14 protein-coding genes are annotated in these 13703 nt (G+C 45.5%); 10 read left to right on the forward strand and 4 right to left on the reverse strand.

The genetic code is table 11. The annotated features are described in order from the left end of the window. Nucleotides 1-49: 49 nt before the first annotated feature. Nucleotides 50-361, reverse strand: coding sequence for a hypothetical protein (locus tag H6A32_RS01265; protein ID WP_191434103.1), 312 nt, complete (start codon nt 359-361; stop codon nt 50-52). A 248-nt stretch (nt 362-609) separates the two neighbouring features. On the opposite strand from H6A32_RS01265, the gene cls reads away from it, so the two are divergent. Beyond that, nucleotides 610-2124, forward strand: coding sequence for a cardiolipin synthase (cls, locus tag H6A32_RS01270; protein ID WP_346342218.1), 1515 nt, complete (start codon nt 610-612; stop codon nt 2122-2124). Between the two features lie 155 nt (nt 2125-2279). Continuing rightward, nucleotides 2280-3554, forward strand: a complete 1275-nt coding sequence (locus H6A32_RS01275) for an adenylosuccinate synthase (protein WP_087252798.1) — start codon at nt 2280-2282, stop codon at nt 3552-3554. Nucleotides 3555-3642: 88 nt separating this feature from the next. Here the strand turns inward: H6A32_RS01275 and asnA are convergent, their stop codons facing one another. Then, entirely contained in the window at nt 3643-4653 is a 1011-nt protein-coding gene (asnA, locus tag H6A32_RS01280; protein WP_087168277.1) for an aspartate--ammonia ligase, read from the reverse strand. 247 nt (nt 4654-4900) lie between these two features. On the opposite strand from asnA, the gene H6A32_RS01285 reads away from it, so the two are divergent. After that, nucleotides 4901-5053, forward strand: coding sequence for a hypothetical protein (locus H6A32_RS01285; protein ID WP_158099238.1), 153 nt, complete (start codon nt 4901-4903; stop codon nt 5051-5053). Between the two features lie 145 nt (nt 5054-5198). Here the strand turns inward: H6A32_RS01285 and H6A32_RS01290 are convergent, their stop codons facing one another. Next, nucleotides 5199-5408, reverse strand: a complete 210-nt coding sequence (locus tag H6A32_RS01290; RefSeq protein ID WP_087168276.1) for a hypothetical protein — start codon at nt 5406-5408, stop codon at nt 5199-5201. A gap of 156 nt (nt 5409-5564) precedes the next feature. Between H6A32_RS01290 and H6A32_RS01295 the strand changes: the two genes are divergently transcribed. The 7 genes from H6A32_RS01295 to metA all read left to right on the forward strand — a co-directional run bounded on the left by H6A32_RS01295 (nt 5565) and on the right by metA (nt 12686). Continuing rightward, nucleotides 5565-6077 (forward strand): SEC-C metal-binding domain-containing protein, encoded by a 513-nt coding sequence (locus H6A32_RS01295; RefSeq protein ID WP_087168275.1) that lies wholly within the window; start codon nt 5565-5567, stop codon nt 6075-6077. Beyond that, nucleotides 6077-6808 carry a YdcF family protein gene (locus H6A32_RS01300; RefSeq protein ID WP_191427495.1) on the forward strand — a complete coding sequence of 244 codons (732 nt, stop codon included), beginning with the start codon at nt 6077-6079 and terminating at the stop codon, nt 6806-6808. The genes H6A32_RS01295 and H6A32_RS01300 overlap by 1 nt, the downstream gene beginning before the upstream one ends. Before the next feature lie 334 nt (nt 6809-7142). Continuing rightward, complete coding sequence (locus H6A32_RS01305; RefSeq protein ID WP_087252796.1) at nt 7143-8000, forward strand: aldo/keto reductase; 858 nt, start codon at nt 7143-7145, stop codon at nt 7998-8000. A 25-nt stretch (nt 8001-8025) separates the two neighbouring features. After that, the gene (gene thrS, locus H6A32_RS01310; protein WP_087168272.1) at nt 8026-9951 is read left to right on the forward strand and encodes a threonine--tRNA ligase; all 1926 of its coding nucleotides are present in this window, start codon (nt 8026-8028) and stop codon (nt 9949-9951) included. Between the two features lie 54 nt (nt 9952-10005). Further along, a complete protein-coding gene (locus tag H6A32_RS01315) occupies nt 10006-10320 on the forward strand; it encodes a DUF1540 domain-containing protein (RefSeq protein WP_087168271.1) in 315 nt (104 codons plus the stop codon). Nucleotides 10321-10429: 109 nt separating this feature from the next. Then, nucleotides 10430-11788, forward strand: a complete 1359-nt coding sequence (locus H6A32_RS01320) for an AI-2E family transporter (protein WP_087168270.1) — start codon at nt 10430-10432, stop codon at nt 11786-11788. Next, nucleotides 11766-12686, forward strand: a complete 921-nt coding sequence (gene metA, locus H6A32_RS01325; protein ID WP_191427496.1) for a homoserine O-acetyltransferase MetA — start codon at nt 11766-11768, stop codon at nt 12684-12686. The genes H6A32_RS01320 and metA overlap by 23 nt, the downstream gene beginning before the upstream one ends. Nucleotides 12687-12792: 106 nt before the next feature. Here the strand turns inward: metA and aroE are convergent, their stop codons facing one another. After that, nucleotides 12793-13665 (reverse strand): shikimate dehydrogenase, encoded by an 873-nt coding sequence (gene aroE, locus H6A32_RS01330; protein WP_204863581.1) that lies wholly within the window; start codon nt 13663-13665, stop codon nt 12793-12795. Nucleotides 13666-13703 lie beyond the last annotated feature (38 nt).

A 13703-nucleotide genomic window follows, 5' to 3' on the forward strand; every position in this document is an offset into this window, starting at 1 on the left:
AAAGAAAGAGCTGCTCTGTCTTGCAGAGCAGCATTGATTTCCATGGATATTATGCTTCCGTGTTGTCTTTTTCGTCTTCTTCAGGCTCTTCATCGTCGGACGCGGCTTCTTCAGAAGAGGCCTCCTCTTCAGATGATTCCTCCTGCTCTTCTTCAGAAGAACCGTTGTTCAGAGGTACATATTCTCGTCCGGATGTATCGCTTAAATCATCATCCAGATCGAAGTCAAGATCTTCAAAATCATCAGCAAATTCGTCTTCCAGCTCTTCATTATCTTTTTTATTCTTCATATAAAGAATGCCGGCCGCTGCTGCACCGATCGCCGCGAGTCCGACGATACCTTTTGTCCATTTTTTCGCCATAAAGGGCAACTCCTTTCTGTTCAATCATATACTATCCTTATTGTAATACTTTTTGAGTGAAAAAGAAAGAAAAGATTCATAATTTTATATTTTCTTAATAGAAGTTTAGAATAGTTAATGAATGATTGAATCGTTTGGAGTTGAGGTGTAAAATGAAATGTGTTAGAATAAACCGTATTTAGTAAGGAACCGAGGTATTGAATTTGGAATCAAGCAAAAAGCGAAAAGTACAAAAGAAACTCTTCAGTGTGATCTACGGCAGAACTGCTGTCATTCTTCTTCTGATTCTGATCCAGATTCTTGTCATGGTTTTTGGTATTTATTTTCTGACGGATAGCTGGACCTATCTATATGGAGTCTTCAGTATTATCGGTACGATTGCGGTGATTTATATCATTAATTCGGAAGATAATCCGGCGTTTAAGCTGACATGGGTCCTGTGTATCATGGCTCTTCCGATTTTCGGAACGTTTTTCTACATCTATGTCAAATCCGAAATCGGTACGCGGTATATTGGAAAGAGGCTTGAAACCCTCCGGCAAGAGACCGAAGAGTACATGTGTCAGGATATGGAGATCATTGATGCCATGAAGGAGAGTAAACTGGCGAATAAGAATCTGTCCTTTTATCTTGGAAAACATATGGGATTCCCGACTTATGGCAACACCAGACTGGAATATTACTCTCTTGGAGAGGACAAGTTTGATGCGCTTAAAAGAGAGCTGAGAAAGGCGGAGCATTTCATTTTTATGGAATACTTTATCGTGGAAGGCGGAGAAATGTGGGATGAAGTCCGTCACATTCTGGAAGAAAAAGTAGCCGAAGGCGTGGAAGTCCGGTTTATGTATGACGGTATGTGCAGTATTTCCAAGCTTCCGTCAGATTATCCGTGGTATCTTAGAAGAAGAGGAATCCGGTGTAAGGTATTCAATCCGATCAATCCGATTGTATCCACAATTCAGAATAACCGTGATCACCGAAAGATCTGTGTGATTGACGGCAAGGTAGGATTTACAGGCGGGGTTAATCTGGCGGATGAATATATTAACAGGAGAGAGCGTTTCGGACACTGGAAGGATACGGCGATCATGCTGGAAGGAGATGCCGTACAGAGTCTTACGATCATGTTTCTTCAGATGTGGAATATCGATGAGAAGAAGAGTGATGCCTACGAAAAGTATTTGTATCCTTCCCGTAAACCGTTTGATCCGAAAGACGGATACGTTCTTCCGTACGGGGATACCCCGTACGACAATGAGACTGTCGGTGAGGAAGTATACTTCCATATCCTGAATCATGCAAAAGAGTATGTCCACATTATGACACCGTATCTGATTCTGGATAATGAAATGATAAAAACACTCGCCCGTGTGGCAAAAAGCGGGATGGAAGTGATCATCATCATGCCGCACATTCCGGATAAGCCGTATGCGTTTGCGGTGGCAAAGACATATTATAAAGAACTGATTGAAGCAGGGGTCCGGATTTATGAGTATACTCCGGGATTTGTTCACGCCAAGATCTTCGTATCTGATGATGACACCGCGACAGTAGGAACAATTAATCTGGATTACAGAAGTCTGTATCTTCATTTTGAAGATGGAGTCTTTATTTATAACAATCCGGTTGTCGCGGATATTGAGAGGGACTTTCAGGAGACATTGAAGAAGTGTCACTTTGTGACGATGAAAGAGGTTCAGGAGCGAAGTGTTAAGGAAAAAATCGAAGGACAGGTGCTGAGGCTGTTTGCACCTCTGATGTAGACCTGGATATGTCCCGGAAAGCATCCTGCCGGGCGGAAAGGCTGCGAAATCTTTGGAAAACTTCCGAAAAACGGAAAATCAAATGTACATTTGCCTAAAAATATAGTATAATGCTTAGGTGGTTAAAAAACGATTCACATACAGGAGGATATGTTATGGTAAAAGCAGTAGTAGGTGCTAACTGGGGAGATGAGGGGAAAGGTAAGATTACGGATATGCTCGCAAAGCAGGCCGATATCATCGTCCGCTTTCAGGGAGGAGCAAATGCCGGTCATACGATTATCAACGACTATGGAAAGTTTGCACTTCATACACTACCATCCGGTGTGTTCTATAATCATACAACAAGTGTAATCGGAAACGGAGTTGCACTGGACGTTCCGGTTTTAATAAATGAAATTCAGTCTATCGTGGACAGAAATGTGCCGACTCCGAAGATCAAAGTGTCAAACCGTGCACAGATGGTAATGTCTTACCACAAGCTCTTTGACCAGTATGAAGAGGAGCGTCTTGGAAAGAAATCTTTCGGATCTACCAAGTCCGGAATCGCCCCGTTCTATTCAGACAAGTATGCAAAGATCGGCTTCCAGGTAAGCGAACTGTTTGATGAAGAACTGTTAAAGGAAAAGGTTGTGCGTGTTGCAGAGCAGAAAAATGTTCTTCTGGAGCACTTATATCATAAACCGCTGATTCAGCCGGACGAGCTGTTCGACGAGCTGATGGGTTACAAGAAGATGATCGAGCCGTATGTCTGCGATGTATCTTTATTCCTTCACGAAGCATTAAAAGAAGGAAAAGAGATCCTTCTGGAAGGACAGCTTGGAACATTAAAAGATCCTGATCACGGAATCTATCCGATGGTTACATCTTCTTCCACTCTGGCTGCATACGGTGCAATCGGCGCAGGAATTCCGCCATATGAGATCAACAAGATCGTGACAGTATGTAAGGCATATTCCAGTGCGGTAGGAGCAGGTGCGTTTGTCAGCGAGATCTTCGGAGAAGAGGCAGACGAGCTGAGACGCCGTGGTGGTGACGGCGGAGAGTACGGCGCAACGACAGGCCGTCCGAGAAGAATGGGATGGTTTGATGTGGTTGCATCCAAATACGGATGCCGTATGCAGGGAACAACTGATGTGGCGTTCACAGTACTGGATGTACTTGGCTACCTGGATGAAATTCCGGTATGCGTTGCTTACGATATCGACGGAGAAATCACAACAGAGTTCCCGCCGACTTACCTTCTGGAGAAGGCAAAACCGGTGATCGAAAAGCTTCCGGGATGGAAATGCGATATCCGCGGCATCAGGAAATACGAAGATCTTCCGGAAAACTGCCGGAAATACATCGAGTTCGTAGAAGAGAAGATCGGTTACCCGATCACACTTGTTTCCAACGGACCGGGACGTGAGGATATCATTTACAGATAAAGAAAAACAAGAAAGAGCGGCTGCATGATGATTCATCATGCAGCCGTTTTGGATGTCCGGAATAAGTGGTTCAGAGCGGTTTTGAAATCTATAAAAGCGGAATTCCGTTTACCGCAGCTTCTTCAACCACTTCGTTCGGCCAGATGGAAGACTGAACTTCACCGATATGAGCCTTGCGCAGGTAGAACATACAGATACGGGACTGTCCGATCCCTCCTCCAACTGTATACGGGAGTTCCCCGCCGAGGAGAGATTTCTGGAAATCCAGTTCGGCACGTTCCTCGCAGCCGGCAAGAGCAAGCTGGCGTTTCAGCGCAGCTTCATCGACACGGATTCCCATGGAGGAAAGCTCGAGAGCTGTATCAAGAACAGGGTAGTAGACGATAATATCGCCGTTTAATTCCCAGTCATCGTAGTCAGGAGCACGTCCGTCATGGCGTTCGCCGGACGCTAATGTTTTTCCGATCTGTTTGATGAAGATGGCTTTTTTCTGCTTCGCATAGCGGTATTCCCGCTCCTTCGGCGTACATTCAGGATAGAGATCTTCCAGTTCCTGGGAAGTGATAAATGTAATGTCATCCGGCAGAATTTCTCCGATGTAGTTATAGCGCCGTGCCATAAAGTGTTCGGTTTCCTTCAGTGCCGCATAGACTTTCCGTACCGTGTATTCCAGCGTTTCATCATTGCGCTCTTCTCTGGAGATCACCTTTTCCCAGTCCCACTGATCCACATAGATGGAATGAAGATTGTCGGTATCCTCATCTCTGCGGATCGCACTCATATCTGTATAGAGACCTTCTCCGGAGTGAAAACCATAACGCTTCAGCGCATAGCGTTTCCACTTCGCGAGAGAGTGTACAATCTCCACCTCTTTATCATTCTGTTCTTTTATTCCAAAAGAAACCGGGCGTTCCACACCGTTCAGGTTGTCATTCAGTCCGGATTCCGGACGAACAAAAAGAGGGGCAGATACACGTGTCAGATGAAGGTTCTTTGCAAGAGACCTTTCAAAGTGATCTTTCACCTCTTTGATGGCAACTTCCGTTTCACGGATGGAAAGCGGCGGGCGGTAGCCCTCTGGTATCATTAAGTTTTCCATGTTCGAGTCCTCCTTTAAAAATTATTACTAGTGTAAAATAAAACTTTTATACTGTCAAGAGATAAAGTGATAACAGATAAGAGAGGTTTTGTTTATTTTTTAAGAAAGAAGTTAGATAAATTTTAGAACAGTGCCACAAAACAGACACATTTCGATGGTAAAGTGAAAGATGTAAAGGGGGAGTCATAAAGTTTTTTTCCGTTTCATATAATAGTGATACCGGGAAACAGAAAAAGGAGGTTTTTATATGCAGCAGAGTAGTATACCGGGACGCATGGAAGCAATTTCAATGGAAGAATACTTAAACAGAAGAAAAGAGATGAAAGAAAAAGAAAAAAGAAGCCAGAGAGAAGACGCAGGGGCGGATTTCAACCCGATTCTTTTTTTTAGTCTGGCATGAAATAAAATAGAATAACGCCCGGCCGGAAGTCAGGTTCCGGGCAGATAATAAAACAGTGTGTCCATGGAGAAAATGATTTGCTCCGGGCACACTGTTTTATTCTACAGGAAAATGTTTACTGAAATCTGATATTCTGGTAAAGAGATTACATATCTTCATCGTTTCGGTGAAGAAGACGGTAAAACAAAGTGTAGGCATAAAGCAGAACAGGAACGAAAATTGTACAGGCGATGGATGCTTTTAACAATCCCAGGGATGCGGAATGATCAATCAATGCAAAAATGAGTGTACTGGCATACATGGTGATCAGAAGAATGATTCCAAGGACAGCCAGAATTCGTTTTGTCTTTTTCATGGTTAAACCTCCTGATGGATTATTTTCATGACAATTATATAAAAGATACGTTAAAAAAGCAATGGAAGAGGGCAGGGTGGTTTTTCTTGCAATATAAAATATCCTGTTATATAATGAAGTCTGCGAAGATTATTTTAAATCAAAGGAGAATTTGATATGAGTACGTTATTGGAACAGTGGAGAGAGACTGCGTATTCCAGAGAGATGACAAAGCAGCAGCTTGAGACTTTCTGGGGCGCATATTTTCAGACTGAAAAAGAAATTTACGAAAAATTACTTTCCAACCCGGATGAGAAAGTGAAAGGCACAGTGAAAGAACTGGCCGAAAAATATGGTGTGGAAGTTATGACAATGGTAGGATTCCTTGACGGAATCAACGAAAGCCTTATAAACGAGAATCCGATCGAGACCATGGAAGAAGATACAGAGGTCAATCTGATCTATGATAAAGAAAAACTTTACAAAAACATGGTAGATGCGAAGGCTGAGTGGCTTTACCAGCTTCCACAGTGGAACATCCTGCTTTCCGAAGAACAGCAGAAAGAGCTGTATAAGGAAGCGAAAAAGATGCATACTTTTGTAAGAGAAGGAAAGAAGATCGGAAGAAACGACCCGTGTCCGTGCGGAAGCGGCAAGAAGTACAAACATTGCTGCGGCAAAAATAAATAATGTCTTTTGTGACAGGAATGTTCTGTCTTCTTTATTATCTGGCTGTATGCCGGTATGTCGGAAGATGGAATTCAACCTTTTCCCGCTTCTGGCTTCTTTGCGGTGTGCTTTGCATCGGGTATGGATTGTTGCAGGAGAGACTTCCGTGGCAGGCTGAACGGGCGGCACTTGTGCTTTGGACACTGCTTTGGACGGCAGTGGCGGCTGTCTGGATCCGGATGCTGTTTTTTGGCAGGCAGAAAGAAGCGAAAGACCTGGAGTATCTGATTGTTCTTGGGGCAAAGGTAGACCGTACCCGGATCACAAGCTCGCTAAAGCTCCGACTTGACAGGGCATACACTTATGCAGTCAGACACAGGGCTGTGAAAATTGTGGTTTCCGGAGGGCAGGGAAGAGGCGAGGATATCCCGGAAGCAGAGGCCATGAAAGAGTATCTGGCCGAAAGAGGGATCGAAAGAGAGCGGATTTTTCCGGAGGACCGGTCTTCCACAACGGAGGAAAATCTAAGGTTTACGGTGCGGCTCATTCCGGAGATCAGGGAAAAGAAAGCCGGCGTGGTGACGAACAGCTTCCACATTTACCGGGCATGGCTTCTTGGAAAGAGGGAAGGGTACCAAAGACTTTTCCCTGTTCCGGCAAAGTCAGAGCCGGTTCTTTATCTGAATTATATGGTGCGCGAAGCACTGGCTGTGCTGCTTTTGCCTGTAAAAGGATGGAGAAACAGGCATTGACAAATAAAATCGGAATGATTATAATTACTCTATATTTGAGAAACGAAAACGTGGTGACGAGACGAGTAGGGTGTGAAACCGGATCCAGAGAGAGAGGCCATTGGCTGGAAGCCTTTTATCACGGACCATCTGAAGACTACCTCTGAGCGGCGGCAAAACCGTCCGGTTTAATACCGTTATCATTATCAGCAAGAGATGTCTTTCATCTTTCGGGGTGGACGGCATAAGCGGGGTGGAACCGCGGGTGAGAACTCGTCCCCTGCAGCGATAGCTGCAGGGGACTTTTTATTTCACAGGGATCTGATTTTACAGTTAAGAAAAGGAGGAACTTGAAATGAACAGTATTAAAGAATGCAGGACGTTGAACAATGGTGTACAGATTCCGTGTCTGGGATTCGGCACTTACAAGGCAGCGGAAGGAAGTACATCAAAGATTATCAAAACAGCTGTCCGGTGCGGATACCGGTATCTGGATACAGCCTCCTTTTATCAGACAGAGACCTATGTGGGAGAGGCTGTGAAAGAAAGCAAAATTCCAAGGGAAGAGTTTTTTCTTGTTTCCAAGGTCTGGAAAGATGAGATGGGATATGATAATACTTTGCGGGCTTTTGAGCAGACATTAAAAAATCTTCAGACAGACTACCTGGATCTGTATCTGATCCACTGGCCGAAGCCATCGCCGGACTGTGAGAACTGGAAGAAACTGGATATAGAAACATGGAAAGCACTGGAGAAGCTCTATCACGAGAAGCGGGTACGCGCTATCGGTGTCAGCAATTTCCTTCCGCACCACATTGAGAATCTTCTGGAATCCTGTGAGGTTGTACCTGCGGTTGACCAGTTGGAGTTTCATCCGGGATATACTCAGGAAGCGGCAGTGCGCTACTGCCAGGAACATGATATTCTTGTACAGGCATGGAGCCCGCTTGGAAGAAGGCGGGTGATGGATGATGAACTGATCCGTGCTCTTGCAGAAAGGCACCATGTGACCCAGGCACAGATCTGCCTGCGGTATGCCTTCCAGAAAGGAATCATTCCAATTCCGAAGGCATCGAGTGAGGAACGGATGAAGAATAATCAGGATATTTTCGGTTTTGAGTTGACGAAAACAGAAATGCAAAAGCTCGATACCATGCCTCCGGTCGGATGGTCAGGTGAACATCCGGACCGTGAGAGGGTTTCCATAGAATAAACAGAATAGAAAGGGGAAGAACAAGATGAAAATTACATTAAAAGACGGGTCTGTGAGAGAGTACGACAAGAGCATGTCTGTATTCGAGATTGCATCCGATATCAGCGAAGGCCTTGCAAGAGTGGCAATGGCAGGAGAAGTCAACGGGGAAGTGGTGGATTTGAGAACGGTGCTTTCCGATGACTGCGAACTCAGCATCCTGACATTCCAGGACGAAGGAGGAAAGGAAACATTCCGGCATACTTCCTCCCATATTCTGGCACAGGCGGTAAAACGTCTGTATCCGGAGACAAAACTTGCCATCGGACCGGCAATTGCTGATGGATTTTACTATGATCTGGACAGAGAGACTCCGTTTACAACAGAGGATCTGGAAAAGATCGAAAAAGAGATGAAAAAGATTGTAAAAGAGGCGCTGCCGATTGAAAGCTTTACACTTCCAAGAGAAGAAGCCATCGCTCTGATGAAAGAAAAAGAGGAGCCGTACAAGGTGGAACTGATCGAGGATCTTCCGGAAGATTCTATTATCAGTTTCTACAAACAGGGAGAGTTTACGGATCTTTGTGCAGGACCGCACCTGATGAATACAAAAGCGGTAAAAGCATTCAAGCTGACAAGTCTTGCAGGTGCCTACTGGAGAGGCAATGAGAAGAACAAGATGCTGACAAGAATCTATGGTACTTCCTTTACAAAAAAAGCAGATCTGGATGAGTATCTGACAATGATGGAAGAGGCGAAGAAAAGAGACCACAGAAAGCTTGGAAAAGAACTGGGGCTGTTCATGCTCAGAGAAGAAGGCCCGGGATTCCCGTTCTTCCTTCCGAAAGGAATGGCGCTGAAAAACGCGCTTCTGGAGTACTGGAGAGAGATCCATACAAAGAACGGCTATGTGGAGATTTCCACTCCGATCATGCTCAGCCGTCATCTCTGGGAGACAAGCGGACACTGGGATCATTACAAAGAAAATATGTATACAACAGTAATCGACGATCAGGATTTTGCCGTGAAGCCGATGAACTGCCCGGGCGGCATCCTCGTTTATGAGTCAGAACCGCGTTCCTACCGTGACCTTCCGCTTCGTATGGGAGAACTTGGTATTGTACACCGCCACGAGAAATCCGGACAGATGCACGGACTGATGAGAGTGCGCTGCTTCACACAGGACGATGCCCATATCTTTATGACACCGGAACAGGTGAAAGATGAGATCAAGGGTGTTGCGCTTCTGATTGACGAAGTATACAAGCTGTTTGGCTTCAAATATCATGTAGAACTTTCTACAAGACCGGAAGACAGCATGGGAAGCGATGAAGACTGGAATCTGGCTACAGAAGCGCTCAGAGAAGCACTGGATGCACTGGGAATGGACTATGTAGTCAATGAGGGTGACGGTGCTTTTTACGGACCGAAGATCGACTTCCATCTGGAAGACTCCATCGGACGTACATGGCAGTGCGGAACAATCCAGCTTGACTTCCAGCTTCCGCTGCGTTTCAATCTGGAATATACAGGGGCAGACGGAGAGAAACATCGTCCGATCATGATCCACCGTGTAGCATTCGGCTCCATCGAGCGGTTTATCGGAATTCTGATTGAACACTTTGCAGGGGCATTCCCGACCTGGCTTGCACCGGTACAGGTGAAAGTGCTTCCGATTTCCGACAAACATCTGGAATACGGAGAGAAAGTATTCGAGGCATTAAAAGAGGCAGGAATCCGCGCCGAGATTGACACAAGAGCAGAGAAAATCGGCTACAAGATCCGTGAGGCTCAGATGCAGAAGATCCCGTATATGCTGGTAGTAGGAGCAAAAGAGGAAGAAGAGAGCCTTGTTTCCGTAAGAAGCAGATTTGCAGGAGATGAAGGACAGAAAGCTCTGGAAGACTTCCTGTGCGATATCAAAAAGGAAATCTCTGGAAGAGTGAGAAGAGAAATCGAAACAAAGGAATAGATTATCTGAAAGCTGGACATACTACCTCCTGAGAAATAGAAGGAGGATGAAAAGATGCCAGAATTAAAATGTACGGTGCAGAATTGTATGCACAATCAGAACTATTATTGTAATCTTGACAGTATTCGCGTAGGAGGCGATCAGGCAAAAAATGCATCCGACACATGCTGTGACAGCTTTGAGGAGAGAAAATCCGGAACATTTACAAATGCGTCCATGGAGGCTTCTCCTCTCAGCACGATTGACTGTAAGGCTCAGGAATGCTGTTACAATGAAAACTGCAAATGTAATGCAGGGAAGATCAGTGTAGAAGGCGGCGGGGCATGCAGCTGCGAAGAGACAGAGTGCGCAACTTTCCAGTGTCGGTAAGAAAGAAGTAAGAGAGCAGACGGAATGATTTCCGTCTGTTCTTTTGTTGACGCGTTTCAAAGCTTTCGCTATAATAAATTTATATGTGTTTCAACCGGGAGGGAAGAATTTGAAGCGAAAAGATACCAGTCATTCGGGAATCGGAAACAAAAAGGAAAAAGAGCCGGATAAACTGCCTGCTTTTGGAAGAAAAGGCCCGTCCAGAATTCGCCAGTCCTTTGGGAGAGGTCTGACATTTTTCCTTGTAATCGCGGCATGTATCGTTCTTTATTTTGCGTTTCTCAGGGTAGACACGATCTTCGGCGTGATCCGGACGATCATGGGAATTCTGAAGCCGATTATTTACGGATTTGCCATCGCCTATCTGCTGAATCCAATTGTAAAAGCAGTAGACAGATACCTTTGCCCGCTGCTGGAGAAGAAGCTGAAAAAGAAGAGGACGGCAGACAGACTTTCCAGAGGAATTGGAATCTGCCTGGCTCTGCTTGTTTTATTCGCAATTATTATTACTCTGTTGAATATGCTGATTCCTGAACTCATAACAAGCGTTCACAATTTAATGGAGACATTGCCGGGGCAGTTGAACGCAGTGATGGACTCTTTTGATCATATTCAAAAAGAACAGTCGCCGGTCGGTGCTATAGTGGAAAATATTTTGAATCATGCGTCGGAGAATATTCAGAATTGGATTCAAACGGATCTGCTCAGACAAATGAATGTGCTGATGACCAATATAACGACAGGTGCTATTAATGTATTAAGCGAAGTGTTTAATTTTCTTGTCGGATGTATTGTTTCTGTCTACATGCTGTTCGGAAAGGAAACTTTTGCGGCACAGATTAAAAAAATGCTGTATGCGGGCATGCAGGTAGAGCGCGCCAATATGGTGCTGCATATTACAAGAAAAAGCAATGAAATTTTTGGCGGATTTATTATCGGAAAAATCATTGACTCCGCCATTATCGGCGTACTTTGTTTTATCGGGATCACCATTCTGGACATGCCGTACATCCTGCTTGTCAGCGTGATCGTCGGAGTGACCAACGTGATTCCGTTCTTCGGACCTTATATTGGTGCTATTCCAAGTACGATCCTGATTGCCCTTGCAGATCCGCTTAAGGGACTTTATTTTCTGATCTTTATCATTGCCCTACAGCAGCTGGACGGCAATGTGATCGGACCGAAGATTCTTGGAAATTCCACAGGACTATCCGCGTTCTGGGTGGTGTTTTCCATTCTGCTCGGAGGCGGACTGTTCGGATTTATCGGAATGATCATCGGGGTTCCGACGTTTGCTGTGATTTACTATATCGTGAAGATGGTAGTGGAAGAGAAACTGAAGAAGAAAAAACTGCCTCCGGACACGGAACACTACGGAGATGTAGAGTATCTGGAAGAAGATGGAGAATTTACATATTTAGAAGAAACAAAGGAGAGAAGAGAAGATGCCGATTCGAGTACAAAATGATCTTCCAGCAAAAGAAATACTGGAGTGTGAAAATATTTTTGTGATGGATGAGCACCGTGCGGTGCACCAGGACATCCGTCCCCTGAAAATAGGACTGCTGAATCTGATGCCGCTCAAAGAGGATACGGAGCTTCAGCTTCTGCGTTCGTTTTCCAATACCCCGCTTCAGGTGGATGTGACCTTTGTGATGGTGTCCAATCATCAGTCCAAGAACACATCAGCAAACCATCTGAATAAATTCTATGTCCGGTTTCAGGACGTAAAAGATCAGAAGTTTGACGGATTTATCATCACGGGGGCTCCAATCGAGCAGATGCCGTTTGAGGAAGTAGACTACTGGGATGAGATGAAGGAGATCATGGAATGGACAAAAACCAATGTCACCTCCACGATTCATCTGTGCTGGGGAGCCCAGGCGGCTTACTATTATCATTTTGGAATTGACAAATACCCGCTTGATAAGAAGCTGTTCGGCGTATTCCGCCACCGCGTCATGAACAGAAGAATCCCTCTGGTCAGAGGATTCGATGATGTATTTTACGCGCCGCATTCCCGCCATACCCAGGTGGATCCGGAGCAGATCAAGGCGTGTGAGGATCTGATGGTGCTTGCAGAGTCTGACGAAGCGGGGATCTTCCTTGCCATGACCAGGGACGGGAAGCAGATCTTTGTCATGGGACATCCGGAATACGACCGTATGACACTGGATCAGGAATATAAGAGAGATAAGTCAAAAGGACTTCCGATTGAACTTCCGGTCAACTATTATCCGGATGACAATCCGGAGAACCGGCCACTTCTTACATGGAGATCCAATGCCAATAACCTGTATACGAACTGGCTGAACTACTATGTATATCAGGTGACACCGTACGATATGGTAGGAACACCGTTTTAGAACCGGGTTCTGATAAAGAAAATGTTGAAAAAGTAAATGGGTAATAAAAAAAGAGCAGATCCCATGCAAAATGCCTGGATCTGCTCTTGTGCGTATTCTGGAAGCGTCAGATTGTTTCTACGCCCCACGCCTTTTTGACATCCTCAATCGGAAGTTCTTCCCCGGTATACAGGCGGAATGCCGCCGCACCCTGATAGAGGAGCATACCAAGGCCGTTGCAGCATGGCAGACCTTTCGCTTTGGCATACCGAAGAAGCGTGGTCTCTTCCGGAGAGTAGATAATATCCATGACAAAGAGCCGTTCATTCAGAAACTCCGGCCCCGGAACCGGGCAGGCGTTTGTATCCGGTTCCATGCCGATGCTGGTGGCATTGATCAGAATGTCGGCCCGGGTAAGCTCCTGCTTTAAGGCATCAGGATCTCCGATGTCCAGAAGTGAGATCTGACATCCGGTTTCTTTCTGGATTTTCTCAAGAAATGCTTCGGATTTCCAGAAGCTTGATTTCCGGACAAAGACAGAAATTTCTGAGACGCCGTCCAGTGCCGCCTGAGTGATAATGGCAGTGCCGGCACCTCCGGCACCGAGGATAACAAGATGCTTTCCTGAAACAGAAACGCCCGCCTCGGAAAGGGCCAGCATGGCGCCGCTTCCGTCAGTGTTATAACCGGTCAGATGCCCGTCATCGTTTACAATGGTATTGACTGCTCCGCAGAGACGTGCTTCTGTGGAAATTTCGTCCAGATACTGCATGACTGCAGTCTTGTTCGGCATGGAAACATTCGCTCCGCGCATCCGGAAGGTGCGCATGGACTGAATGGCATCCGGAAGTGTCGTCCGGTCGATCTGAAATGCAAGGTACACGTAATCCATCCCCAGTTTCTCAAAAGCTGTGTTGTACATAAGTGGGGATCTGGAATGGGATGCCGGATCGGCAAAGAAGCCTAAGAGTCCGGTGTGTCCGCTGATTTGTAATGACATAGGGATTCCCTCTTTCTATCTGGTTTTGATTATGGTAA

This window comes from Drancourtella massiliensis (assembly GCF_016900655.1).
GTDB lineage: Bacteria > Bacillota > Clostridia > Lachnospirales > Lachnospiraceae > Sellimonas > Sellimonas catena.

Coding starts and splice junctions, on each gene's coding strand:
- H6A32_RS01265 (WP_191434103.1), bottom strand. CDS start 361: ATGGCGAAAAAATGGACAAAAGGTATCGTCGGACTCGCGGCGATCGGT.
- H6A32_RS01275 (WP_087252798.1), top strand. CDS start 2,280: ATGGTAAAAGCAGTAGTAGGTGCTAACTGGGGAGATGAGGGGAAAGGT.
- asnA (WP_087168277.1), bottom strand. CDS start 4,653: ATGGAAAACTTAATGATACCAGAGGGCTACCGCCCGCCGCTTTCCATC.
- H6A32_RS01285 (WP_158099238.1), top strand. CDS start 4,901: ATGCAGCAGAGTAGTATACCGGGACGCATGGAAGCAATTTCAATGGAA.
- H6A32_RS01290 (WP_087168276.1), bottom strand. CDS start 5,408: ATGAAAAAGACAAAACGAATTCTGGCTGTCCTTGGAATCATTCTTCTG.
- H6A32_RS01295 (WP_087168275.1), top strand. CDS start 5,565: ATGAGTACGTTATTGGAACAGTGGAGAGAGACTGCGTATTCCAGAGAG.
- H6A32_RS01300 (WP_191427495.1), top strand. CDS start 6,077: ATGTCTTTTGTGACAGGAATGTTCTGTCTTCTTTATTATCTGGCTGTA.
- H6A32_RS01305 (WP_087252796.1), top strand. CDS start 7,143: ATGAACAGTATTAAAGAATGCAGGACGTTGAACAATGGTGTACAGATT.
- thrS (WP_087168272.1), top strand. CDS start 8,026: ATGAAAATTACATTAAAAGACGGGTCTGTGAGAGAGTACGACAAGAGC.
- H6A32_RS01315 (WP_087168271.1), top strand. CDS start 10,006: ATGCCAGAATTAAAATGTACGGTGCAGAATTGTATGCACAATCAGAAC.
- metA (WP_191427496.1), top strand. CDS start 11,766: ATGCCGATTCGAGTACAAAATGATCTTCCAGCAAAAGAAATACTGGAG.
- aroE (WP_204863581.1), bottom strand. CDS start 13,665: ATGTCATTACAAATCAGCGGACACACCGGACTCTTAGGCTTCTTTGCC.